The following is a 24,844-nucleotide window of genomic DNA, read 5'->3' on the forward strand; positions in this document are numbered from 1 at the left end:
CAAAGTAAACGACGGGCATTGGCGTTCGGGGCGCTGGTAAAATCTGTCGCGAGTTGGGGTGGTTTGGCAACCAAGTGCCAAGTTGCCTGGGGCGTTTTCTGTGAAGTCGCATCCAAATTTGCCATCGGATCTGGTCAGCCGAGTACGGTTGACCAAGAGAAGAGCAAATCATTTTCGGAAAAGGTGGCTGGGGTGGTAGGATTCGAACCTACGATACACGGTACCAAAAACCGCTGCCTTACCACTTGGCTACACCCCAACGGTGAGGCGCTGTCTACGATTGTTGGTTGGAGGGTTCAAGGGCTTTCGAGTGAAAAAAACTGACTTGGAGCAAAATTTTTTTGCCACGCTCCCGACGGTTCAAATTGGAGAAAATTCCGGTCATGGATTGCCTATCTGGAAAAGGATTTATTGGTCACAAAGCCAATGGGAAAGGCCAGAAACCGTTGAACACGGCCTTTCTGTCCGAGGGGCGGCGGGTCTTTCACCCACGCTCTGAGCAGCGTTTTGAAGCTGGGAAACACATTGATCCGGAAATTCACCCCGGAATTGCAAACGCCTTTCATTCGCAGAAAATAACATCTAAAATATTGAAATTAAATTATAAAAATAACCAATCAGGTTGCAGGATTTCTAGAAAATACGTAGCAATGCAAATGCACTGGTACCCCGCGTTACAGGAGACGAAGATGAAGCTGAACCCGAATGTCGCAGAAGCACTGAACCGTCAGATCAACAGTGAGCTTCAGGCATCTTATATCTACCTTGCCATGGCCGCATATTTTGAATCGCAGGACCTGCCAGGATTCGCGCAGTGGTTCCGCGGCCACTCGGATGAAGAACAAACACATGCCATGCGTATCTTCGATTTTTTGGCGCAGCGCGGCGGGAGAATCGAACTGGAGGGTATCGACAAACCCAAGATGGACTATGACTCGCCGGTCGAGGCACTGGAATATGCGCTTGCCAATGAAGAAAAGGTCACAGGTCAGATCAATGCGCTGTTTGAACTGGCGCACGGGGTCAAGGAATACAGCACGCAAAACATGCTGAACTGGTTTTTGGCCGAACAGAACGAAGAAGAAGACTTGTTTGGCAAGATTCTCGACAAGACCAAGGCCGCCAATGGCGATCGGTGGAACCTGTTGCTGTTGGACAAGGATATGGGCGCACGACCCGCTCAGGCTACGGATTAGGCGGCGGGGCGGCTGCGGTCGCCCAGTTACTCGCGGATTTCAGAAGGGTCGACTCCCCACAGGCTCGATTTCCGGGCCCAGCCGCGATAGCCGCCAGCAGAGATTTGGCACCAGTCCAGGCTGCAACTGCCCAGGCGCGCCACCACCCCGGATTCAAATTGGGCACTGACCTGCGCGTTTGGATCGGGGCTGGCATAGACAGGCAGCATTTCGGATTCGATCAATACAGTGCGCACGCCGGAAAGGAGGGCATAGTGAACCCATCCGCCGGCACCGTCACGGTCCTGAACCTTGCGCCAATTGCCGTATTCAGCCGTGATTTGCAGCGGCATGCCGCGCCGTTTGAACACCCAGTCGATTCGATGTGTTAACGAAGGACCACGCCGAACATTGCCCTCGGCGGCTTTCATCGAAACATATCTTGGCAATGGCAGGTTGGTCACAGGGCCGCGCGCATCCTGTGCACTGGCGGCCAAAGTGCCCAGCACAAACAGAAATACGGACAAAACCACCAGAAGGCGGCGTTTTACCGATAGAAAACCACTCACTGACTGCCTGCTCTTGTGCCTGTTGATTTGGTTCCGAAAAAAGGTCGTCTCAATGCGTTGGGGTTCTTGTGCCCCGCCTTATCCTGCGCCACGATGCCATGGCGCGCGAAGGTTTGCAAAGCGATGGGAGGGCGAAAGTGCCAAGAGAACGTCTGAGTGTTGTTGTAACGCGACGGTTGCCCGAGGCAGTGGAAACCAGACTGAGCGAGTTGTTCGATGTCCAGCTGCGCGAGGAAGACACCCCCATGTCGCGCGAAGAGCTGGTCGCAGCAGTTCAGGGCGCAGATGTCCTTGTCCCGACGGTTACCGACACAATTGATGGCGGTTTACTGGGGCAGGCGGGTGAAAACCTGCGTTTGATCGCCAATTACGGGGCCGGTGTCGACAATATCGATGTGTCGACGGCGCGGCAGCGAGGCATTCTTGTTTCCAACACCCCCGGTGTGCTGACCGACGATACGGCCGATATGACCATGGCATTGATCCTTGCGGTCACGCGGCGTTTTCCCGAGGGCGTTGGCGTGATGCAACGGGGAGATTGGAGCGGCTGGGCGCCGACCGCGCTGTTGGGCGGGCGGATCGGTGGTCGACGCCTTGGTATTCTGGGCATGGGTCGGATCGGCCAGGCCGTGGCGCGCCGTGCCCGTGTCTTTGGAATGCAGGTGCATTACCACAACCGCCGCCGACTGCGCCCCGAGATCGAGGACGAGTTGGAGGCCACCTATTGGGAAAGCCTAGATCAGATGGTCGCCCGTATGGACGTCCTTTCGATTCATTGCCCGTCGACCCCGTCGACCTTTCATCTGATGAACGCGCGTCGGTTAAAGTTGCTGAAGCCCTCGGCGGTTGTCATCAACACCTCTCGGGGTGAAGTGATTGACGAGAATGCGCTGACGCGTCTGATCCGATCGGGTGATATTGCAGGCGCAGGGTTGGATGTTTACGAACATGGCACTCAGGTAAACCCGCGGTTGCGGCAATTGCCCAATGTTGTTTTGCTGCCTCATATGGGATCGGCCACGTTGGAAGGGCGGATCGAGATGGGTGAGAAAGTTATTATCAATATCAAGACCTTCGAAGACGGGCATCGCCCGCCGGATCAGGTTGTGCCATCCATGTTGTGACGCAGCCGCGCCGAAGGAACATTTTTTCAGGAGGATACGATGCGACAAAATCTGATTTCGGGATTGTTTGTGACGGCGTTGACCTTTGGCGGGGCGTCCTTTGCGCAGGAAACAGCAGATGCGGTAGCACCAGAGGGTGCCTCGGAAGGTCAGGTTCAGGGTTTGACCGACGAAGTGATTGCCTCGCTTGAGGCGAAGATGGCCGGTCAACCGGTGACCTCGCCGAACTGGATGGTTGCTGCGGCGAACCCGTTGGCTGTTGAGGCCGGTGCCAAGGTTCTGCGGGCCGGAGGTTCGGCGGCGGATGCAATGGTCGCGGTGCAAGTCGTGCTGGGGTTGGTCGAGCCGCAATCCTCGGGCCTTGGCGGCGGCGCGTTTCTGGTTTGGTATGACGCGGCAACTGGCAAGTTGACCACGCTGGATGGACGAGAGACGGCCCCGCTGGAGGCAAATCACCGGCTGTTCCACGATGAAAATGGCGAACCCTTGCAATTCTACGATGCCGTGGTGGGCGGACTTTCAGTCGGTACGCCCGGTACGCCTGCGTTGCTGGAAGAGGCGCACCGGCGTTGGGGACGCAGTCCGTGGCCCAGCCTGTTTCAGGACGGCATCACACTGGCGGATGAGGGGTTCCTAGTATCTCCGCGATTGGCCACTTTGGTCGAGGCAGATGCTGAGAGGCTATCGCGTTTTCCTGTGACGGCCGAATATTTCCTGCCCGGTGGTGAACCATTGCAGCAAGGTCAACGGCTGATGAACCCGGGCTATGCGGACACGTTACGGCTGTTGGCCAGCGAAGGCTCTGCCGGATTCTACAGCGGTGAAATCGCCGCCGGTATCGTCAGCACGGTGCGCGGTGCGCCGGGCAATCCCGGCGTTCTCTCTGGCATCGACCTAGCGCTTTATCAGGTGATCGAGCGGGAGCCAGTCTGCGCGGCCTATCGCACCTATGATGTTTGCGGCATGGGCCCACCTTCGTCCGGTGCGCTGACGGTTGGCCAGATCCTTGGCATGTTGGACGGGTATGATCTGGCCGCGATGGGCCCCGAGGAAGCGCGTGCGTGGCATTTGATTGGTGATGCGTCGCGTTTGGCCTTCGCGGATCGCGGTCGGTACATGGCCGATCACGACTATGTGCCGATGCCCACGCAGGGTCTGGTCGATCCCGCCTATCTGTCTGAACGCGGGCAACTGCTGGGCGGCGAGGGCGCGCTGATCGAAGCGACCCCGGGCAATCCAGAGTTCGACCACGCGTCGAACTGGGCGGATGATGTCTCGCTCGAGTTGCCCTCGACCTCGCATATCTCGATCGTCGACCAATATGGCAACGTACTGTCGATGACCACGACGATTGAAAACGGGTTCGGCTCACGGTTGATGACCAACGGGTTCCTGCTGAACAACGAACTGACCGATTTCTCGTTCAAAACCCACAGCGATGGTGTGCCGATTGCCAACCGGTTAGAGCCCGGCAAGCGTCCGCGCTCGTCGATGAGTCCCACGATAGTCATGCAAGATGGCAAGCCGGTGCTGGCCATCGGATCACCCGGCGGCAGCCGCATTATTGGCTATGTAGCCAAGTCGATCATCGCCTGGGCCGATTGGGATATGGATGTGCAACAGGCGCTATCACTGCCGCATCTGGTCAATCGCTTTGGAACTTATGATGTGGAACAGGGCACCGCAGCCGAAGGGTTCTCGGACCCGCTGATCGAATTGGGGTTCGAGGTGAACCCGCGCGATCTGACGTCGGGCCTGCATGCGATCGAAATCGGAGAGGTCCTGACCGGCGGTGCCGATCCGCGCCGCGAAGGCATCGCGCTGGGCGAGTAAAAGGAAAAATACATGGTGCAGGCAGCAACGTTGCCGCGAAACGAGGCCGGGATTGAAACGGCTGTCGGTATTCTAAAGCAGAAATTCGGTGACCGCCTGCAAACTGGCGAGTCGGTCCGAGAACAGCACGGGCATACGACAACCTGGATCAACAATCAGGCCCCGGACGCGGTGGTTTTTCCCCGTTCGACCGCGGAAGTATCCGAGATTGTCAAAACCTGTGCCCAGCACAAGGTGCCGGTGATCGCCTTTGGCACCGGCACATCGCTGGAAGGGCATGTGAACGCCCCGGCGGGTGGTATCTCGGTCGACCTGAGCCAGATGAATCAGGTGCTGGCCGTGCATGCCGGCGATCTGGATTGCGTTGTGCAGCCGGGTGTGACGCGCGAAGACCTGAATACCCATCTGCGCGATCAGGGTCTGTTCTTTCCCATCGACCCCGGAGCCAATGCGTCGCTGGGCGGGATGGCGGCAACGCGGGCCTCGGGCACCAACGCGGTACGCTATGGCACGATGAAGGACAATATCCTCAGCCTTGAGGCGGTGATGCCCGATGGGCAGATCATCCGCACCGGCCATAGGGCGCGAAAGTCGTCAGCTGGGTATGACTTGACCCGCCTGTTGATCGGGGCCGAAGGTACGCTGGGCATCATCACCGAACTTACCCTGCGCCTGCAGGGCATCCCGGAGGCGATCACCTCGGCCCGGTGTTCCTTTCCGACTGTTGATGCGGCCTGTCAGGCGGTGATGATGACGATCCAATACGGCGTGCCCGTGGCCCGGATCGAGTTGCTGGACGAACTGTCGGTCAAGGCCGCCAACGCCTATTCCGGGCTTAGCCTGCCAGAAACGCCTTTGCTGCTGTTGGAGTTCCACGGATCGGAATCCGGCGCGGTTGAGCAGGCCGAAACCTTTGGTCAGATCGCCGACGAGTTCGGTGGTACGGATTTTGCCGCGACCTCAACAACGGAAGAGCGCAACAAGCTGTGGCAGGCCCGGCATGATATGTACTGGGCCAGCCTGCAACTGCGTCCCGGAGCGCAGGGGATTTCAACCGACGTCTGCGTTCCGATATCGCGCCTGGCAGAATGCGTCACCGCGGCCCGGGATAAGGCTGAAGAGCTGGGCCTGATGGCACCGATTGTGGGGCATGTGGGGGACGGGAATTTTCACACTCTGCTGTTGATCGACATGGACAACGCCGATGAGGTGGCGCGGGCGGATGGGTTTGTCGGGTGGCTGAACGATCTGGCCATCTCGATGGAGGGCACATGTACTGGTGAGCATGGAATCGGTCAGGGCAAGCGGCCCTATCTGATCAAAGAACTGGGTGCGGCGGTCAGCTATATGGATGCAATCAAAAAGGCACTGGACCCGGACAACATCATGAATCCGGGGAAAATCCTGTCGAATGCAGATTTCGACCATCTTTAAAATTTCGGACTGAAAGCCACAAGGCTGCCCAAATTCCATTCTATCTTTCGCAAAAATGAGCAGCGATTGATTTTGGATTATCAGATGGGCATTTTGCGGATTTTTGGTTTTATGGTGGTTGTAATTTCGACTATTGCAGGCCTTGATTATTACCAACAGGGCAAAAAGCATGAAGGCACTTTGTCTGTCAGTGGTTATGTCGAAACGATCAAGCAACGTTTTGCGCAACAACAGGAAGAGCGTGAGGCCAAAGCCGTCGAACGTGACCGGAAGAAACGCTGGAAAGCTGGGTCGAAATCTCATCTTCCAGCGGTCGGTGCAGGTTGGGCACAGTACGAGTTGACCGAGACGGGCAGCGATGCGGTCGATACTGTGATTGTGGGATATAGTCCGGCTCCTCTGATGAGTTCGATAACGGACACGGCTGAGCTGATGCGCCTGAGAACTGCGGGCAAAGAAGGGATTTTGCGCAAGCTCAGCGAAACGGGGTTGGTCTATGCCAAAGGCGGCGAGGTCGCCTGGTTCGACATCAGCCTCAAGCCAAAATCGGCGCGCAATACGCTGGCGGGCATGGCCCTTTCGCGGCAGCAAAATTTCATGTCGCTTACCGCGATCAAAAAAGGTTTTGCGGTGATTGACGGTGTCGCATTCGTGGAAATCATTCAAGACATGACCGATCCCACCGACGCTTTGGACTATCGCAAGATCACCGGACGGATCGGGATCGACGAAGAGGTCGTGATCCGGATGAACACCAATGCCAGTGACGCCACGATCCTAGAGCTTTTGGAGGCCGTCGACTATGCTGCCCTCAATTCTTTGCTGACCTACCCATCGCTTGTGGTAGGGCAAGGCGTCTCGGTCTCGAAAGAGCGTCAGCCCGAAGTCGCCGAAAAGATGGATCAGCTTTATACCGAAATGAAGCTGGTTCAGGAAAAAACCACCGATGAAAAGCTCAAGAATCTGGATGTCGCTGCGGTGATGGTTAACTCGTTGACGGCCTCGGATTTCAACAGCGATGGCATCATGGATATTACCGGGGGTGAGGTGTTCGAAAATCAGGACATCCTGCAAATCGGGTATAGCCGGGCGCAAAAACTGCTGTTGGAATCTGATCAGCGTCAGGCGGCATTGGCAGAAGAGGACGAGGCCGGAGGGGCGGGGTTTTTCAACAGGCTGAAAAACAAGCTGCCAGCTTTCGCGGCGCCTGAGTACAAGGATACGGCAGTGAAACCGGCTCCGAAAAAAACCTCGCAACCAGTGCGCGTGCACAAGGGCGGGTTGGGGACGTCTTGCGCGCAGGTTGGCAGCATCAAGCGGTGTTCAGCCTCGGGGCAATAACGCCAATCACGAGGATTCCGCAGTCTGTTTACAGCAGCGGGTCGTTTTTTTTCTCTCACTGGTCGGATGAATGTCGCGCCGGGTGCTTCAAATGCGCCATATGGTGTCAACTGAATTCAAGGGGAGACGCCCGGTTATGAAAACCCAAGTCAAAGCATTGGTTGTTGGCGGCGGCGCCGTTGGGACCTCGATTGCCTATCATCTGGCCAAAGCGGGTTGGGATGATGTGATGTTGATAGAACGGGATGAGCTGACGTCCGGCTCCACCTGGCATGCCGCTGGCCTGCTGCCACTGTTCAATATGTCCTATGCGACAACTCACATCCACAAGTACTCGGTCGATTTTTATAAGCAGCTTGAGGAAGAGACCGGCCTGAACGCGGGCTTCGCCGTTGTTGGCAACCTGCGCATGGCGCAGACGCAGGAACGTATGGACGAATACATGCTTTATGCGTCCACCGCCGAGACCTGCGACGTTGCATATGAATGGCTGACCCCGGACCAGATCAAGGAACGCTGGCCGCTGATCGAGACCTCGGACCTGAAGGGCGCGATCTATCATACCGAAGACGGCTATATTAACCCCGCCGATGTTACACAGGCCATGGCAAAAGGCGCCCGCCAGCGTGGCGTCGACATCGTGCGTAAGATGCAGGCCGATGCCTTCCATTGGAACGGCAGCCATTGGGAAGTCACCTGCACCAAGATGGTGGAAAAGGGCGGCAACCTCATTCCTTCGGATGAGCAGATTGTTATCACCGCCGAGCATGTCGTGACCGCTTCCGGAAACCATGCGCAGCGCACAGCCAAGATGCTGGGCATCAAAATGCCCGCGATCCCAGTCGAGCACACCTTTATCGTCATGGACAAAGACCCCGAGCTGGTCAAATGGCGTGAAGCTGGTAACCCCGAACACCCTGTTGTCCGTGATGCTGACAACGAATCTTACGCTCGCGAGGAACGTGGCGGTTGGATTCTGGGTATCTACGAACACGGCGCGCCCGCGCAGTTCGAACACGGCGTTCCGGACAGCTTCCGCGCGGACCTGTTCCCGCTGGATCTGGACCGCATTGCTGATCAGTACATGGCGATGGCTGAGCGTGTGCCATCCTGTGCCGAATCCGGCCTGAAAGACGATTTCAACGGCCCGATCTGCTATACCCCCGACGGCAACCCGCTGGTTGGCCCCGCTCCGGGTCTGCGCAACATGTGGCTGGCTGAAGGTTTCTCGTTCGGTATCACCGCGGCCGGCGGCACCGGCTATTATCTGGCGCAGATGATGGTCGATGGCGAGGCCGAAATCGACATGGCCTCGCTGGACCCCAAACGTTACTCGTCCAACTGGATGACCACCGAGTTCGCGGCCCGAAAAAACGAAGAGTGCTATGAGCACGTCTACATCCTGCACCACCCTGATGAAGAGCGTGAAGCCTGCCGTCCGCTGCGGACCGTTCCGGCCTATGATCGCCAGAAGGCGCGCGGCGCGCAGTTCGGCTGGGTCAACGGCTGGGAACGCCCGAACTATTTCGGCCCGCTGGACGCGCCGGACAACTTTGACAAGGAAAGCCGTAGCTTCCGCCGTGGTGGTTGGTGGCAATATGCCGTCGAAGAGGCCAAGGCGATCCGCGAAGGCGTGGGTCTGGTCGACGCATCCGCGTTTACCAAGCATGTCGTCAAAGGCCCGGGTGCGACCCAGTTCCTGGATTGGTTCACCTGTAATAAGCTGCCTAAGGTTGGTCGGATCAACCTAACCTACGCGCTGACCTCGCAAGGCACCACCCGAACCGAATACACCATCGTCCGCAATGGCGAGAATAACTATTACATCGTCTCCGCCGGTGCCTGGACCGAGTATGACGCCGACTATCTGCGCAAGGCGGCCGAGGACAAGATGGAGGAGTTCGGTTACATCGAGATTCAGGACGTGACCACGCAGTGGGGCGTTTTTGCCATCGCCGGACCCAAGTCGCGTGACGTTCTGAAAGATGTCATCAAGGACGCCGATCCGGAAACCGCGCTGTCCAACAAACGTTTCCCGTGGCTGTCGGCGCGACAGATCGAACTGGGTATGTGCCCGGTCAACGCGATCCGCGTGGCTTATACTGGTGAGCTGGGTTGGGAACTGCACCACCCGATCGAGATGCAGAACTACCTGTTCGACCTGCTGGAGAAAGCCGGTGAGAAGCACGGTATGAAGCTGGTAGGTGCCCGCGCCCAGAACTGGCTGCGTCAGGAGAAATCCTATCGCGCCTTTGGTACCGAACTGGGCCGCGACGCGACCCCGCTGGAAGCTGACCTGCCGCGTTTTGTCGACCTGTCCAAGGATTTTCACGGCAAAGCCAAGCTGGAAGAAACTGGCGTACGCGTCAAATGCTGCACCTTGCTGATCGACGGACCGGACGATGCCGACCCGTGGGGCCGCGAGGCGCTTTATACGCCAGAAGGCGAGCGTGTGGGTCGACTGACCTCGGGCGGTTACTCGGTGGCGTTCGAGAAATCCATCGGCATGGGCTATGTGAAGCCTGAGATGGCGGTTGAAGGCACCAAGCTGAAGGTCAAAATTCAGGACAAGCTGTGGGATGCGGTCGTGACCTGCGACAGCCCCTATGATCCGAAAAACGAAACTATCCGCAAGGACGGTTAAACCAGAAAAACAACAGGCGGCGCGAAGGTGCCGCCTGTTTTACTATTGGCGCGGCTTTTCCGCGATAAAGGCTAGATTGTTCGCAGGCATCTCGACAATCTCGACAACGGTCAGGTTCTGCGCGCGCATAAACCCGGCAACGTCGTCGTCATTCTTGTACCCGATCTCAGCGTCTTGCTGGACCAGAGCGTCATGGAAGCGCTGGTCGCCATCGCTGGTCAATTGTCCGGAACGTTTGAACGGCCCGTAAAGGATAAACCGCCCCTCGGGGGCCAGCGCTTGCGCGGCCTCGGACACCAGCGTTTGTGTTTCCGGCCAGCTGATCAGATGCACCAGATTAATTAGGACGATCAGGTCCTGACCTGGGAAGTCTGCGTGCCAGCCTTGCGCTGTAGCGTCCAAAGCCACCGCGTCCACAACGTTGGGCAGATCGGCAGCATAGGCGTTGACGCTGGCGCGTCGTTCGGCCTCGACCTCGGTCGGTTGCCAGGTGAGATCGGGCAAACAAGTAGCAAAAGCGCTGACGTGCTGGCCAGTTCCGCTGGCAATTTCCAATGCTTTGCCTGCCTTGGGGGCCCATTCCATCAGTAGATCACTCAATACCTCGGCATTGCGGGTCGCGGCAGGGGCGATTAGCCGCCCGTCCTGACCTTCGGTGGCAACGCTGGCGTTTGAGGGGAGGGTTCGTTTGCTCATCGACGCAACCTTTCCGGGCTGAGGGCAGCTATGGTTTCAGGGTCCAGTTCAGATGTCGCGCCGGTCGTCAGATTAGAAACCAGTTGCGACGCGGCCGGAGAGGTCTGGAACCCATAGCCACCCTGACCCGCAGACCAGACAAAGGACGGATCAGACGGATCGGGCCCCAAGACCAAAATACCATCGGGTGCAAAGCTACGCAGTCCGGCCCAGTTCGTCTCAACCCGGGTGACAGGCTCGGTGACCATCTCTTCGTACCGGGCCAGACCTTCGGCCAGCACCATATCATCGGCATAAGCATCGTGTGGCGGTACGGGGTCGGCCTCGGACGGGGAAACCAGCAGCTTGCCTGCATCTGGCTTGGCATACCATGTCTCGCCCGCACCCAACATCATCGGCCACCCGCGCACGTCATGCCCCCCCGGGGCGGGCAGACGCGCCATAGATCGGCGCTTGGGAACGATCCCGATCGGGGCGATCCCGGCCATCGCGGCGACCTCGTCAACCCACGGACCGGCAGCATTGATCACAACGCGGGCCTCATAAATTTCCCCGGCCTCGGCGACCCAGTGTTTATCCTTGCGAATGGCGGTAACCTTGGTCTTGGTCAGCACGTCCCCCCCATTGCCGCGAATGGTCCGGGCGAAATCTTGTAGCAGCCGATCCGTGTCGATATCGAACGCCCCGCTGCTGAGCGCTGCAAAACCAAGAGTATCTGGGTTCAAGATAGGCACGCGGTCAAACGCCTGAGCCGTGGGGATCACTTGCATGGACAGCTCGACGGCGTCGCGTTCAAAGATGTCGCCCTGATCCTTGTGACCAACCAGCATCAGGTCACGGGGCGTCAGATAACCGCCATTCTCAGCCCGCATAAACGCCGCACTGGCCCTGTTCAGCGCGACCACCGAGGGTGGGCCATAACTTTCCTCGAACAACGCCGCGGACCGGCCCGAGGTGTGATAGCCCAGAGCCTCCTCAGCCTCGAGAACGGTCACCTGCCCGTGGTAAGACAGGCGCGCGCCGGCGCTCAGACCGGCGATTCCGCCGCCTATGACAAGGAAATCAATCATATGCCTCCTTTTGACCGCGTACATTTTGCGATGTTTACCAGTGCGATGCGGTCGTCCGAACTCTAAGCAGGCTTGAATTTGCGCATCAACCCATCCAAACAAGTAACTAGCAATAACAGGAGGGCAGGGTGAGTACCGCAGATCTACACCCGATGGCCACGGGGCATATTCCGTCCTACGTGACCCAGGCGGACGGCAGTGATTTTCTTTTGACGTTCATGTTTGTTTTTACCGTTTTGGTGATTGTTCTGATCGGGGTTGGATATTTCACCCTGCATTCGATTCCCGAAAAGATAGCGCATGAATCCAACCACCCTCAGTTCCAGTTGGTCGGTATTCTGGCCCTGTTGGCGCTGTTCACCCATAACGGATTGTTCTGGGTCGCCGCCATTTTGGTGGCCGGCTTCCAGTTCCCCGATGTGGCCGCGCCCCTAAGGGCAATCGCGGATGCAATCCGATCTCTGGGCAATCAACGCCCCGAGGAAACTGACCCAACCCAATCCACCGAAACCACCGCGCAGCAGGAGCACTAAGATATGCTTGAGACATTGATGTGCGCGCTGGTGACGGTGCTGCCCGATTACCTGTTCCGACGCTATGTGCAGGGTAAACGGATCGGGCATGAAATCACCCTGTTCACCATGTGGTACGAACTGCGCTGGGGTCTGACCACTTGCGCCATTCTGGCGCTGACGGTGATCACCACGCTGTTTTATTTCCATCCGGCCAGCAAAACCGCGGCCTCGTATTTCCGCACCGTGACGATCCTGCCGCAACTGGGCGGGCGTGTATCCGAGGTCTATGTGAAGAACAATGAAGCGGTGACAGCCGGACAGCCGATCTTCCGGATTGAGGATTTCACACAGAGAGCCATGGTCGAGGCCGCACACGCTGAAATTGCCCAGGTTCAGGCGTCGCTCAGGGTGGCGCAGACCGATCTGGCCGAGGCTGAGGCTGGCATCGCTGGAGCGCGGGCTTCGCTGGATCAGTCGCTTGAGGATCTTGAACGCAACACCACACTGCGGGACGAAGGGTCCAGCGCCGTGCGTCTGGCCGAGATTGACCGGTTGGAAAATCTGGTTGCCGAGCGTGAGGCACAATTGCGGGCCGCCGAGTCACAGCGCGCAGCAGTCGTGCAGCAGATCGAGGAGTTGATCCCCGCTCAACTGGCCAGCGCCAACGCTCAGCTGGACGCTGCCCTGACCGAGCTGGACAAAACCGTGATCAGCGCCGGGGTCACTGGCCGGATTGAACAGTTTGGCCTGCAGGTCGGCGACTATGTCAGCCCTCTGTTGCGTCCGGCAGGTATCTTGGTGCCGTCACACTCGGGCCATGATCGGTTTCAGGCCGCGTTCAACCAAATGTCGGCGCAAGTCATCAAACCAGGAATGATCGGAGAACTGGGTTGCATGACGAAGCCCTTTACCGTGATCCCGATGGTCGTGGTTGAGGTGCAGGATGTTATCCCCTCGGGCCAAATCCGCCCGTCGGACGAACTGCGGGATGTGCAGGCCAATACCAATCCCGGATCAATCCTGGTGTATATGGAGCCTCTGTACAAAAGCATGGCCGATGACATCCCGCCGGGCAGCAACTGTCTGGCCAATGTCTATACCGACAATCACGAACGGTTGGAGCATGAGGATCTGGGTTTCTGGAAATCTGCGACGCTGCATGTGATCGACACGATCGGCGTTGTTCATGCCGCAGGCCTGCGCCTGCGTTTGATCCTGATGCCGGTGAATACGCTTGTGCTGACCGGTCATTAAACCAACCCCGGTCGCGCCTTCAGTTAGATGCGCGGCCGGGTGTTTTCGTCTCGGTTAGCGAGGCGTAGGAATAGGCCAGAACGCAAGCTGCGAAGCCTGCCACAAACCCGAATACCATGGTGTATGAGTTGCTGAGGGCATAGACGGAACTGCCCAAGGCCATGCCAACCGTGCCACCCAACAGTTGAAACGTCATGGATATCCCGCTGGCCTGCCCGTGCAGATCCTGTGGCACGGCAAGCATGATGGCCCGTCGGGGTGGGACAAACAGGAACGGTACGCAACACCCCCACAAAACATAGCCAGCGAAGATCGGCGCGGTGACTTCTAGATGCATTCCCAACGCAACCAGTACGATGGCCAGTGTCCCCAACGCCGTGCCCGTCAGCGATGGGCCGCGCGTGCCAAACCTGTCGGCCACCTTACCGGCCAATGGGGCCACGAAGATCTGCGGAAACGCGATTGGCAAAAGGGCGGCCCCGGCGGCCAGCGGTGAAAAGCCAAGTTTGGTTTGAAAATACGACGCGCCGAACACAAACAGGGCAATCTTGCCGAACTGCGCGGTGAACAGGATCATGTTGGACGCAGCGAAACCAGGTTTGGCGAACAAGGAAATGACGATCAGCGGTGTGCGAATGCGTCGTTCCACCTGAACAAACAGGGCCAACGCCGAAAGGCCCACAAGCAGTGCCATAATCACCTCGGGCTGGGCCCAGCCCCGATCTGGCCCCTCCATGATCCCGAACACCAGCGCAGCCAGACCCGGCACCAGCAACAACAGACCCTTCCAGTCAAACCCAACTTCAGGCTGGTGTGGTGGATCACGCCAGTTGGCCCAGGCAATCGCGGCAACAACCAGAACAATTGGGGGGTTGATCCAGAAAATCCAGCGCCACGACAGGTATTCGGTCAGTATGCCTCCAACCAGTGGCCCCAATGACAGAAAGACTGTCCCGATGCTGCCGTACAGACCAAGGGCGAGACCGCGTTCCTTTTCATCGAAGGATTGGATCAGCACCACCATCGACAAGGGAAAGATCAGCGCAGCACCAATGCCCTGAACCGCGCGTGCGGTCAGCAGCGCCAGGCCGCTTTCGGCAAAACCTCCCAACGCTGAGGACAGGCCAAAGATTAAAAGGCCCACGCTCAGCAAAACCCGGATGCCCAAAATGTCGCCCAATCGTCCCGCAGCGCCGGCAAAACAGGCCAACACCAAAAGGTAAATATTGACCACCCAATGCGCATCCAACCGCGACAGGTTTAGTTCGGCCCGGATGGTGGGCAGCGCGACACTGACCACTGTTTCATCCAGCAATATGACTCCAAGAATGGCCCCCATCGCGCCAAGTATCCACCAGCGGCTGCGGTCTTGTGCCTTGGTTTGCATCGGTTTTTCGTTCCGCCGTTGATGGATCACTGGCCCCATCAGGTCTGGTGCCGACGCGTTCGTCAAGGCGCACTCCAACAAAAAAGGGCCAGCCAAATGGCCAGCCCTTCGGTGTGAGTGTAGTTTGGTTTACTGCGGAATGTCGCCTTCCAGCCCTTCGACATAGAAGTTCATGCCCGCCAGCGTACCGTCATCGGCGGTCTCGCCCTCGGCCAACCAGTCGCTGCCGTCCTGCTTTTTCAGCGGACCCGTGAAGGGGTGGTATTCACCTGCGGCCATGGCGGTCTTCATCGCCAGTGCTTCTTCTTTGACGTCGGCGGGAACGGCGTCCGAGATTTCGCCAATCTCAACCATGCCTTCCTTGATGCCGTCCCAGGTGTTTACGGTTTCCCACGACCCATCCATGACAGCCTGGGTGCGCGCGATGTAGTAGGGCGCCCAGTTGTCAATGATCGAGGATACGCGCGGCTTGGGGGCGTATTCGCTCATGTCCGAGGCCTGCCCGAAGGTGATCACGTTGCCCGCCTCTTGCGCGGCCGCCTGTGGCGCGGTCGAGTCGGTGTGCTGCAAGATCACGTCAGCGCCCTGTTCGATCAGAACGGTGGCGGCATCCGCCTCTTTGGCGGGGTCAAACCAGGTGTAGGCCCAGACGATTTTGAATTCGACGTCCGGGTTTACCTTTTTGGCGTGGACATAGGCCGAGTTGATGCCGCGGATCACTTCGGGGATCGGGTAGGACCCGATGTAGCCGATGATGTTCGACTCCGTCATTTTACCAGCGATGTGGCCCTGTACGGCGCGGCCTTCATAAAAGCGGGCCGAATAGACCGAGACATTGTCGGCTGTCTTGTAACCAGTTGCATGCTCGAACTTCACGTTCGGGAACTTCTTGGCCACGTTGATGGTCGGGTCCATATAGCCGAACGAGGTGGTAAAGATCAGGTCAGCCCCTTCAAGAGCCATCTGCGTCATCACACGTTCGGCGTCGGGCCCTTCGGGCACGGATTCCACGAATACGGTCTCAACCTTGTCGCCAAAATGCTCTTCGACGGCCAGACGGCCCTTGTCGTGTTCATAGGTCCAGCCGCCGTCGCCGACGGGGCCGACATAGACGAAACCGACCTTGGTTTTGTCTTCGGCCAAGGCGCTTGTCGCCAGACCCAGCGCCATGGCGGCGCTTGTCAGAAGTGTAGTGAATTTCATGTGTTACTCCCCAGATTGGTTTGGTTGGCCCCTAGTGCGAGGCATGGAAGGTTCGGCCCAGTGAGGCAGGTGCGCTGCTCTTGTCGGCCGAAAGGATCACAAGCACAAGGATCGTGATGATATAGGGCGACATTGCCAGATACTCGACTGGAATGGCAACGCCCGCCGCCTGCAAATTAAGCTGCAACACCGTGATTCCGCCGAACAAATAGGCACCCAGCAAGGCGCGCCATGGCTTCCAGCTGGCGAAGACCACCAGCGCCAGGGCGATCCAGCCGACACCGGCCGTCATGCCCTCGGTCCACTGCGGGACGCGGATCAGGCTGATATAGGCTCCGCCGAGGCCCGCGCATGCGCCACCGAACAGGATCGCCATGATGCGGATCTTGATGACCTTGTAGCCCAAAGCATGCGCCGCATCGTGGTTTTCGCCCACCGCGCGCAAGATCAAACCGACGCGGGTGTATTTCAGAACGGCCCATACGGCGGCCGTGAGCGCGATACCGACATACAGGATCGGGTCATGCTGGAACAGGATCGGGCCTATCACCGGAATATCGCTGATCAGTGGGATGTGGACGTCACCCATGCTGGGCGGTTTGATACCCACATAGCTTTGGCCCAGTAGGGCGCTGAAACCCAGGCCAAACAGGGTCAGCGCTAGACCACTTGCAACCTGATTGGCCAGCGCGAACTGCGTCAGAAGGACAAACAACAGCGACAGTACGGCGCCGCCGATGGCTGCCGCAATGAACCCCAGCCAGGGCGAACCGGTTTCGACCGAGATCGCAAAGCCGCTGATCGCACCCACGATCATCATGCCTTCGACGCCAAGGTTCAGGACGCCTGCTTTCTCGACCACCAGCTCTCCGATTGCAGCCAGCAGCAACGGGGTTGCGGCCACCATCAGCGAGGCGATCAGAAGTACGGGATTGATTTCACCTAGATCCATGGGTCACGCCACCTCGCTATGGGCCGCACGGATGCGGTAGTTGGTCAAAAGGTCGAAAGCCAGCAGGAAGAACAGAAGCATCCCCTGAAACACCTGAATGGCAGCGGCGGGCAGACCCAGCTGAGACTGCGCGATTTCACCGCCGATATAGGTCAGCGCCATCAAACCTCCAGCCAGCAGAATTCCAACCGGGTGCAGACGGCCCAGAAAGGCCACGATGATCGCGGTAAAGCCATAGCCGACGTTAAAATCGATGCTGACCACGCCCGATGGGCCGGACACTTCGAACATCCCAGCAAGCCCTGCCAGCGCGCCGGACAGACCCAGACAGAACAGGATCAGTCGCGCCGGGTTCACACCTGCGAATTTCGCAGCCCGGGGGGCCTCGCCGGTCAGGCGGATGTGGAAACCCAGCATATGCCGGTTCAGCAGGACATAGGCAAAGATCACAGCGATCAGAGCGGTCACAACGCCCCAGTGCATCCCTGATCCGGCGATCAGTTCCGCATTATGTGCGCTTTCATAAGACTGCAGGTTGCGCGAGCCGGGAAAGCCGAAGCCTTCGGGGTTTTTGAGCAGGCCCAGCGAGACCGAGGCCAACATTTGTTCGGCCACATAAACCAGCATCAGCGAAACAAGGATTTCATTGGTGCCGAAACGGACCTTTAGAAAGGCCGGAATGGATGCCCACAGCCAACCACCAAACGCGCCGGCGATTACCATGATCGGAAAGATGTAGAATGCGTCCAGCGGATAGAAGGCTAATCCGGCCCCGGCGCCAAAGATGGCGCCCATGATGTATTGGCCCTCGGCTCCGATATTCCAGATACCTGCGCGGAATCCCAGCGACAGGCCAATGGCGATCAGCACCAAAGGCGCGCCTTTTACCAGCAATTGCGGACGGTAATAAAAGGCGAATTCTCCGAACAGAGGTTCCCAGAAAATGGTGCCGATGGCTTCGATTGGGTTCTTACCCAGAATGGCGAACAGAATGCCGCCAAACACCATCGTTGCCAGCACCGCTACCAATGGGGTGGCATAAGACCACGCCTTGGACGGCTGCGGCCGTTTCTCCAACACAATCATCCGCTCATCCCCCTGATTTCTTTATTTTGTAATGGGTTAGACATGGGCCACCTCCATGCCATGTGCGCCGCCCATCATCAGGCCGATCTCATCCACGGTCAGGCCAGTTGTGGTGCGCGGTGCGCTCAGGCGCCCTTCGTTGAGGGCGGCAAAGCTGTCCGAGATTTCCATTAATTCATCCAGATCTTGGCTAATGCAGATGACTGCGGTTCCCTTGGCTGCCAAGTCCAGAATGGACTGTCGGATCGAGGCTGCAGCCGCCGCATCCACGCCCCAAGTGGGCTGATTCACCACCAGAACGTCGGGGTTCTGCAACACTTCGCGTCCAATCACGAATTTCTGCAGGTTGCCACCAGACAGCGACCGCGCCGCATTCTCTGGCCCCGGTGTGCGGACGTCGAAGGCACTGATGATCTTTTCAGCGAAACTTTTGGTTTCCGACCACTTTAGAAATCCGTTGTTTTCCAACCCTTCGCGCACCGAACCGGTCAGCAATGCGTTTTCGGTCAGGCTCATGTCTGGTGCTGCAGCATGGCCCAGCCGTTCTTCGGGTGCCGTCAGCACGCCAAGCTTGCGTCGGGCCGTTGGCCCCAGCTTACCGATCGGCTGGCCGTTAAACTTGATGGCATCTGCTGTTGTCTGGATTTCACCGGACAGCACGCCCAGCAGTTCATCCTGACCATTGCCAGCCACACCGCCGACCCCCAGAACCTCGCCCTTACGGACTGTCATGTGAACGTTTTTCAAGGCCGTGCCGAATTCCGACGGCGATGGAACCGACAGCCCGCTGACATCCAGCGCTACGTCGCCAAATTCACGACCCGAGCGTTCCGGTGTCTGTAATGTTGAGCCGACCATCATCTCGGCCATATCCCGCGCCGAGGTTTCAGCAGGCACACACTCACCCACGTTCTTGCCCAGACGTAGAATGGTAGCGTGGTCGCACAGCGTACGGATTTCTTCGAGCTTGTGCGAGATATACAAGATCGAGGTGCCCTCGGACCGCAATTTGTTCAGCGTTTCGAACAGGATTTCAACCTCTTGCGGGGTCAGAACCGAGGTCGGCTCATCCATGATCAGAAGCTTGGGGTCTTGCAACAGACAGCGGATGATCTCGACCCGTTGACGTTCGCCTGCAGACAAGTCACCGACGGTGCGGAACGGGTCTAACGGCAGACCATAGGTTTCCGATACTTCGCGGATACGCGAGGCCAGATCGCCCATCGGCGGCGGGTTCTCCATCCCCAGCGCGATATTTTCGGCCACGTTCAGCGCGTCAAACAACGAGAAGTGTTGGAACACCATTGCGATCCCGTCGGCCCGCGCGGCGCGGGGTTCCGGTGGCGCAAACGCCTGACCGCGCAGCAGCATCGTGCCACTGTCGGGCTTGACCAGCCCATAGATCATTTTGACCAGCGTGGATTTGCCCGCGCCGTTTTCGCCCAGCAGGGCGTGAACTTCACCCTCACCGATGTCAAAGGACACCTGATCATTGGCCACGACGCCGGGATAGGCCTTGGTCAGCCCCTGTAAGCTTAGCAGTGGAGTGGTCACGCGCTCAGGTCCTTCTTCAATTCGTTCTGCCGAGTGGGACGCAGCAGGTCTGCTGCAACGCCAACGGCGATCATTTGCGGGTGTTTGCCCAAACCGGGGTCGCCGATTGGGCAGGTGATCCGGTTAATTCGTTCGGGCATATGCCCCAGCGCCGCCAGCCTGGACCGGAATCGCGCCCATTTCGTAGCCGAGCCGATCAGTCCCGCAAAGCGGAAATCGTGTGAAAGCAGCCGGTTGCACAATTCCAGGTCCAGATTGTGGGAATAAGTCAGCACAAGATGTTCGGCATTGGGTGGCGCGTGGCGTACCAGTTCGGCGGGTTTTGCAGCCGGAACCGGTGTTACGCCTGCTGGGATCGTGTCTGGAAAACGCTCAGGCGCAGTGTCGACCCATGTGATGGCAAGGTCAGGCAGCGGGTGCAGAACATTCACCAGCGCGCGACCGACATGGCCTGCGCCCCAGATCCACAGATTGCGGGCCGGTTTGTGTACCGGTTCAACCATCCAGCCGTCGACCAGTTGCGGTTCGGGCGCGATGCCCTGACCGCGCGCAGCCGCCAGCAGGCGTTTGACGGACAGGGGCATGTCACCTCCCGCTGCCGTTCTTGCGATGACCGTACCGTCCAGCGCGTCCACCGCGTTGGCGTCAAAGACTTCGCTAAACAACGAGACCGCGCCGCCGCAGCACTGCCCCATGTCTGGGCCAAGCGCATGATGCGTCAGGCGCGAGGATACGATTTGGGTTCGTGCGGCCTGGGCTGCTTCGTATTCAAGTACGCCACCCCCGATTGTACCGCTTTGCCCATCCTTCCAAACCAGCATAGCGGCCCCTACCTCGCGCGGGGATGATCCCTTGATCCCGGCGATGACCACCCGGACTACTGTTCCGTGAGTTTTGACCGCCTCCCTCAAAGCCTTCAGGTCGAATCCCATCAGATGCCTCCCTTCACCCTTTGGACGCCGCGCCAGACTTCTTCGGCCGTGGCGGGCGCATCCAGCGCCGGGTAGCTGTCGCCACAGGCCGCCACCGCATTCGACAGTGCAAGCCAGGCGGAAATGCCCAACATAAAGGGCGGCTCACCCACTGCTTTTGAGCGATAGATCGTGTCCTCGCGGTTCTGACCGTCCCAGAGTGCTACGTTGAAGATGTCGGGCCGATCCGAACAGGCGGGGATTTTGTAGGTTGACGGCGCGTGTGTGCGCAGGTTGCCCTTGCCATCCCAGACCAGTTCTTCGGTCGTCAGCCAGCCTGCGCCTTGCACATAGCCGCCTTCAACCTGCCCGATATCCAGTGCGGGGTTCAGCGACGCACCCGCATCATGCAGAATATCGGTGCGCAGAATGCGGTTCTCTCCGGTCAATGTGTCGACAGCAACCTCGGTGACCGAAGCACCATAAGCAAAGTAGTAAAACGGACGGCCCCGGCCCTTGATCCGGTCCCATTCGATCTTGGGCGTCTTGTAGAACCCGGTTGCCGACAGACTGATCCGCCCTTGATACGCCAATGCAGCGGCTTCGGCGAAGGTATAACGCTCTTCGCCGACCGAGACATGGCCATCCGTGAAGATAACGCTGGACGGATCAGCCTGATGCCGTTCGGCCAGATAGTCAGCCATTTGATCGCGGATCGTGTCGCACGCGGCCTTCACCGCCATGCCGTTCAGGTCACTGCCCGAAGACGCTGCCGTGGCAGAGGTATTCGGCACCTTGGCCGTGTCTGTGGCGGTGATCTTCACCAACTCGAGCGGGATGCCGAAGCGCGAGGCCGCAACCTGCGCCACTTTCTGGAACAAACCCTGACCCATCTCGGTGCCGCCATGGTTCAAGTGGACCGAACCGTCCTGATACACATGCACCAGAGCACCCGCCTGGTTCAGGTGGGTTAGTGTGAAGGAAATCCCAAACTTGACCGGAGAGAAAGCGATGCCTTTCTTGACCACGCTGTTTTTGGCGTTCCATGTTTCGATAGCCGCTTTGCGCGCGGCATAGTCGCTGGATTTCAGCAGCGCTTCGGTCATGCCGTGCAGCTCGAAATCTGTGACTTCCATGCCGTAGGGCGTTGTATTTCCGCCTTCCGGCACCGGGCGGACGGGCGGAGCGGTCTCAACCTGTTCGACGGCACCCAAGCTTGTCAGATCCTCGTGCGGATCGACGCGTTCCAAAGGACGCTTCGCCAGATGTTCAGGTTCCATGGATGGGGTATGGGCGGGGTCGTAATAATTCCGGCGGCGCAGTTCGATCGGGTCCAGACCCAATTCATAAGCGGCATGGTCCATGACCCGTTCAATCGCGATCATGCCCTGCGGACCGCCAAAGCCGCGATAGGCGGTGGCGGATTGGGTGTTGGTCTTCAGCCGGTGGCTTTCAATCCGTGCGTTGGGCAGCAGATAGGCATTGTCCGAATGCAGCATGGCACGATCTGCGACCGGCAGGGACAGGTCCTGCGCCCAGCCGCAGATGGCGTATTGCAGAAAGGATACGCCCTGAATATGGCCATGCTCATCAAACCCGGCGCGATAGGAAATCCGGAACGCATGGCGCTTACCAGTGATGACCATGTCATCGTCGCGGTCATAGCGCATCTTGCAGGCCTTGCCGGTTTCACGCGCGGCAATGGCACAGGCCACGGCCAGCGCGTTGCCCTGGCTTTCCTTGCCACCGAACCCCCCGCCCATCCGGCGGGTTTCGACCCGGACGGCGTGCATCGGAATACCCAGAGCATCGGCAACCTTGTGCTGAATCTCGGTTGGGTGTTGGGTCGAGGAATGCACCAGCATATCCACGCCTTCGTTCGGCACGGCCAGTGCGGCCTGACCTTCCAGATAGAAATGTTCTTGCCCGCCGAGTTCAAAGCCGCCTTCGATCACATGGGCCGCGCCTGCGATAGCGGCATCAGCATCGCCCTTGGCATAAATGCGCGGGCCTTCCTCAAACCGGCTGTCGGCGGCAAGCGCCTCTTCGACTGTCAGGATCGGGGTTTCTTCGTCAAAGTCGATCTTGCCCAGCCGCGCGGCCTTGCGGGCAGCCAGATGGCTGGTGGCGACCACCAGAAAAACGGGTTGGCCGATGCAATGAACGGTGCCGTCCGACAGTAGAGGCTCATCATGGATCGAGGGCGAGACATCGTTGGCAAAAGGCAGGTCTTCGGCCGTCATGACCATCTCGACGCCTTCGGCTGCTTTGACCGCAGACAAATCCATCGCGGTGATCTTGCCCTTGGCAATCGGGCTCAAACCAAACGCCAAATACAGCGTTCCCTTAGGTGTCGGAATGTCGTCTACGTAGCGGGCGGTGCCGGACACATGTAGCGGCGCTGCATCGTGGGGGAGGGGTTTTGTCACGCTCATGCCGACACCTCCAGCACGTTGGTCACGTGGCCCTGATCTTCAAGGAAGTACCTTTCCAGCAGCGCCTTGGCCGTCTCAAGCCGATAGGTGGCCGAGGCGCGCATATCCGTCATTGGCGTGAAGTCATCGTCAAACGCCACCATCGCGGTTTGCACCGTTTCACGTGTCCATGGCTTGCCGTTCAACGCGGCCTCGACATGTGACGCCCGTTTTGGGACGCCCGCCATGCCGCCATAGGCAATGCGCGCCTGATCGACGACGCCATCTGAAACGGTGATGTTGAAACATCCACACACGGCCGAGATGTCCTGATCGAACCGTTTGCTGATCTTATAAGCTTTCAGGCGATCCGTCTGACGGGGGAAGCTGACGGCCTCAACAAATTCGCCGGGGCTGCGGTCTTGCTTACCGTAGTCGATGAAGAACTCCTCGAGCGGTATCGAACGGCGGTCGTTGCCCTTGCGCAGATGCAGGGTGGCATTCAAGGCAATCAGCGCGGGCGGGTTGTCCCCGATGGGTGAGCCATTGGCGATGTTGCCACCAACGGTGGCCGCGTGGCGCACCTGAACGCTGGCATAACGGCGGATCATCTCGGCGTACGAGGGATGCAGATCGGTCAGCGCCTCGCCCATGCGGTTCATATCGACCATTGCCCCAAAACGAATTTCATCGTCCGTTATTGTGACTTCTTTCAGATCGTCGCAGCGGTTCAAGAAGATCACCGGATCAAGATCGCGCAATTGCTTGGTGACCCACAGACCTACATCGGTTGCGCCCGCGACCAAAGTGGCATCTGGGTGTTCGGCATAGACCGCGGCCAATTCGTCAGACGAACTGGGCAGCATGGGCATCGTGGCAGGCGTAGAAACAGGTTCGTCCTTGACCCAGACGGGCACGGGGTGTTCTTCGGCGGCTTTGGCCGCGCGGATGATCGGGGCGTATCCGGTGCAGCGGCACAGGTTCCCCGCCAACTGCGTGTCATGGTCCTTTGCGCCGCTTGAATGACTGGCCACCATCGACATCACGAAACCGGGGGTGCAAAAGCCGCATTGCGATCCATGCAGATCCACCATGGCCTGTTGCACCGGATGGGCTTCGCCATTGGGGCCGCTTGCACCTTCTACTGTGCGTACTGCTTTGCCGTGCAGTTGCGGTAAAAACAGAATGCAGGAATTCAGCGCCTTGGCACCGCCTTCATCTGTGACCATGACGGTGCAAGCCCCGCAATCACCTTCGTTGCAGCCTTCCTTAGTGCCGGTCAGGCCTCGATCCTCGCGCAGCCAATCCAGCAGGGTCGCTGTCGGATCAACGTCCGCCAGTTCCACTGTCTCTCCGTTCAGAAGAAACGTGATATTCATTCGAGAAACCCGTCGCCTTACCCAGTTGCGCCCCTGTGGCCCTCCTTCGATGCGACGTAGAAAGAGTGGCGGGCGGAAAGCTTGCCATTAGATGTTAGAAACAGGGCAGGTTCTCTGGCAAGAAAAACCGCCTATAGGATATACCATTAGGACCGTTTTGCGAAAAAATACCGGGTTTCTGTAGTATTCAGACGTCTGAAATTAAAGTGTTTTCTGTCAATCCAATGAATTTCTGCCCGAAGCACCTTCTGTAAAAACCGAACAATCGGTTTTGATTTTTTAAGCTTCCAAAAGCATCGGTTC

General features: G+C 58.4%; 19 protein-coding genes and 1 tRNA gene. 8 read left to right on the forward strand and 12 right to left on the reverse strand.

All coding sequences use genetic code 11. The features are described from left to right. Positions 1–184 precede the first annotated feature (184 nt). Positions 185–259: transfer RNA gene (locus AB1A64_RS10020), tRNA-Gln, on the reverse strand. Positions 260–365: 106 nt separating this feature from the next. Between AB1A64_RS10020 and AB1A64_RS10025 the strand changes: the two genes are divergently transcribed. Beyond that, a complete protein-coding gene (locus AB1A64_RS10025; protein WP_366551282.1) occupies positions 366–1,196 on the forward strand; it encodes a ferritin in 831 nt (276 codons plus the stop codon). Between the two features lie 26 nt (positions 1,197–1,222). Here AB1A64_RS10025 and AB1A64_RS10030 read toward each other — a convergent pair whose 3' ends face one another. Further along, the gene (locus tag AB1A64_RS10030; protein WP_366551624.1) at positions 1,223–1,702 is read right to left on the reverse strand and encodes an SH3 domain-containing protein; all 480 of its coding nucleotides are present in this window, start codon (positions 1,700–1,702) and stop codon (positions 1,223–1,225) included. 179 nt (positions 1,703–1,881) lie between these two features. On the opposite strand from AB1A64_RS10030, the gene AB1A64_RS10035 reads away from it, so the two are divergent. The 5 genes from AB1A64_RS10035 to AB1A64_RS10055 all read left to right on the forward strand — a co-directional run bounded on the left by AB1A64_RS10035 (position 1,882) and on the right by AB1A64_RS10055 (position 10,120). Then, positions 1,882–2,868: a D-glycerate dehydrogenase gene (locus tag AB1A64_RS10035; RefSeq protein WP_366551283.1), complete on the forward strand. Its 987-nt coding sequence runs from the start codon at positions 1,882–1,884 to the stop codon at positions 2,866–2,868. Between the two features lie 39 nt (positions 2,869–2,907). Then, a complete protein-coding gene (ggt, locus tag AB1A64_RS10040; RefSeq protein WP_366551284.1) occupies positions 2,908–4,701 on the forward strand; it encodes a gamma-glutamyltransferase in 1,794 nt (597 codons plus the stop codon). A 12-nt stretch (positions 4,702–4,713) separates the two neighbouring features. Beyond that, positions 4,714–6,135 (forward strand): FAD-linked oxidase C-terminal domain-containing protein, encoded by a 1,422-nt coding sequence (locus AB1A64_RS10045; RefSeq protein ID WP_366551285.1) that lies wholly within the window; start codon positions 4,714–4,716, stop codon positions 6,133–6,135. Between the two features lie 66 nt (positions 6,136–6,201). Beyond that, the gene (locus tag AB1A64_RS10050) at positions 6,202–7,476 is read left to right on the forward strand and encodes a hypothetical protein (RefSeq protein ID WP_366551286.1); all 1,275 of its coding nucleotides are present in this window, start codon (positions 6,202–6,204) and stop codon (positions 7,474–7,476) included. Positions 7,477–7,612: 136 nt separating this feature from the next. Next, complete coding sequence (locus AB1A64_RS10055; protein ID WP_366551287.1) at positions 7,613–10,120, forward strand: FAD-dependent oxidoreductase; 2,508 nt, start codon at positions 7,613–7,615, stop codon at positions 10,118–10,120. 42 nt (positions 10,121–10,162) lie between these two features. Here the strand turns inward: AB1A64_RS10055 and AB1A64_RS10060 are convergent, their stop codons facing one another. Both AB1A64_RS10060 and AB1A64_RS10065 read right to left on the reverse strand, forming a co-directional pair. Continuing rightward, complete coding sequence (locus AB1A64_RS10060; protein ID WP_366551288.1) at positions 10,163–10,816, reverse strand: DUF938 domain-containing protein; 654 nt, start codon at positions 10,814–10,816, stop codon at positions 10,163–10,165. Next, positions 10,813–11,886 carry an FAD-dependent oxidoreductase gene (locus AB1A64_RS10065; protein WP_366551289.1) on the reverse strand — a complete coding sequence of 358 codons (1,074 nt, stop codon included), beginning with the start codon at positions 11,884–11,886 and terminating at the stop codon, positions 10,813–10,815. Before AB1A64_RS10065 ends, AB1A64_RS10060 begins: the two co-directional genes overlap by 4 nt. Before the next feature lie 128 nt (positions 11,887–12,014). Here AB1A64_RS10065 and AB1A64_RS10070 point away from each other — a divergent pair, with 128 nt between their 5' ends. Together AB1A64_RS10070 and AB1A64_RS10075 are read left to right on the forward strand one after the other, a co-directional pair. After that, positions 12,015–12,419, forward strand: a complete 405-nt coding sequence (locus AB1A64_RS10070; protein WP_366551290.1) for a hypothetical protein — start codon at positions 12,015–12,017, stop codon at positions 12,417–12,419. A gap of 3 nt (positions 12,420–12,422) precedes the next feature. Then, positions 12,423–13,655: a biotin/lipoyl-binding protein gene (locus tag AB1A64_RS10075; protein WP_366551291.1), complete on the forward strand. Its 1,233-nt coding sequence runs from the start codon at positions 12,423–12,425 to the stop codon at positions 13,653–13,655. Between the two features lie 19 nt (positions 13,656–13,674). On the opposite strand, the gene AB1A64_RS10080 is transcribed toward AB1A64_RS10075, so the two are convergent. The 8 genes from AB1A64_RS10080 to xdhA all read right to left on the reverse strand — a co-directional run bounded on the left by AB1A64_RS10080 (position 13,675) and on the right by xdhA (position 24,541). Then, on the reverse strand, positions 13,675–15,108 hold the full coding sequence (locus AB1A64_RS10080; RefSeq protein ID WP_366551292.1) for an MFS transporter: 1,434 nt from the start codon (positions 15,106–15,108) through the stop codon (positions 13,675–13,677). 63 nt (positions 15,109–15,171) lie between these two features. Next, positions 15,172–16,245: a BMP family ABC transporter substrate-binding protein gene (locus AB1A64_RS10085; RefSeq protein ID WP_366551293.1), complete on the reverse strand. Its 1,074-nt coding sequence runs from the start codon at positions 16,243–16,245 to the stop codon at positions 15,172–15,174. Positions 16,246–16,276: 31 nt separating this feature from the next. After that, positions 16,277–17,197: an ABC transporter permease gene (locus tag AB1A64_RS10090; protein ID WP_366551294.1), complete on the reverse strand. Its 921-nt coding sequence runs from the start codon at positions 17,195–17,197 to the stop codon at positions 16,277–16,279. Between the two features lie 3 nt (positions 17,198–17,200). After that, positions 17,201–18,283: an ABC transporter permease gene (locus AB1A64_RS10095; RefSeq protein WP_058279979.1), complete on the reverse strand. Its 1,083-nt coding sequence runs from the start codon at positions 18,281–18,283 to the stop codon at positions 17,201–17,203. Between the two features lie 36 nt (positions 18,284–18,319). Further along, positions 18,320–19,837: an ABC transporter ATP-binding protein gene (locus AB1A64_RS10100; RefSeq protein ID WP_366551295.1), complete on the reverse strand. Its 1,518-nt coding sequence runs from the start codon at positions 19,835–19,837 to the stop codon at positions 18,320–18,322. Then, on the reverse strand, positions 19,834–20,769 hold the full coding sequence (gene xdhC / locus AB1A64_RS10105; protein WP_366551296.1) for a xanthine dehydrogenase accessory protein XdhC: 936 nt from the start codon (positions 20,767–20,769) through the stop codon (positions 19,834–19,836). The genes AB1A64_RS10100 and xdhC overlap by 4 nt, the downstream gene beginning before the upstream one ends. Further along, entirely contained in the window at positions 20,769–23,183 is a 2,415-nt protein-coding gene (xdhB, locus tag AB1A64_RS10110; RefSeq protein WP_366551297.1) for a xanthine dehydrogenase molybdopterin binding subunit, read from the reverse strand. The genes xdhC and xdhB overlap by 1 nt, the downstream gene beginning before the upstream one ends. Beyond that, positions 23,180–24,541 carry a xanthine dehydrogenase small subunit gene (xdhA, locus tag AB1A64_RS10115; protein ID WP_366551298.1) on the reverse strand — a complete coding sequence of 454 codons (1,362 nt, stop codon included), beginning with the start codon at positions 24,539–24,541 and terminating at the stop codon, positions 23,180–23,182. The genes xdhB and xdhA overlap by 4 nt, the downstream gene beginning before the upstream one ends. Between the last annotated feature and the right edge of the window lie 303 nt (positions 24,542–24,844).

This window comes from Ruegeria sp. ANG10 (genome assembly GCF_040705255.1).
GTDB lineage: Bacteria > Pseudomonadota > Alphaproteobacteria > Rhodobacterales > Rhodobacteraceae > Ruegeria.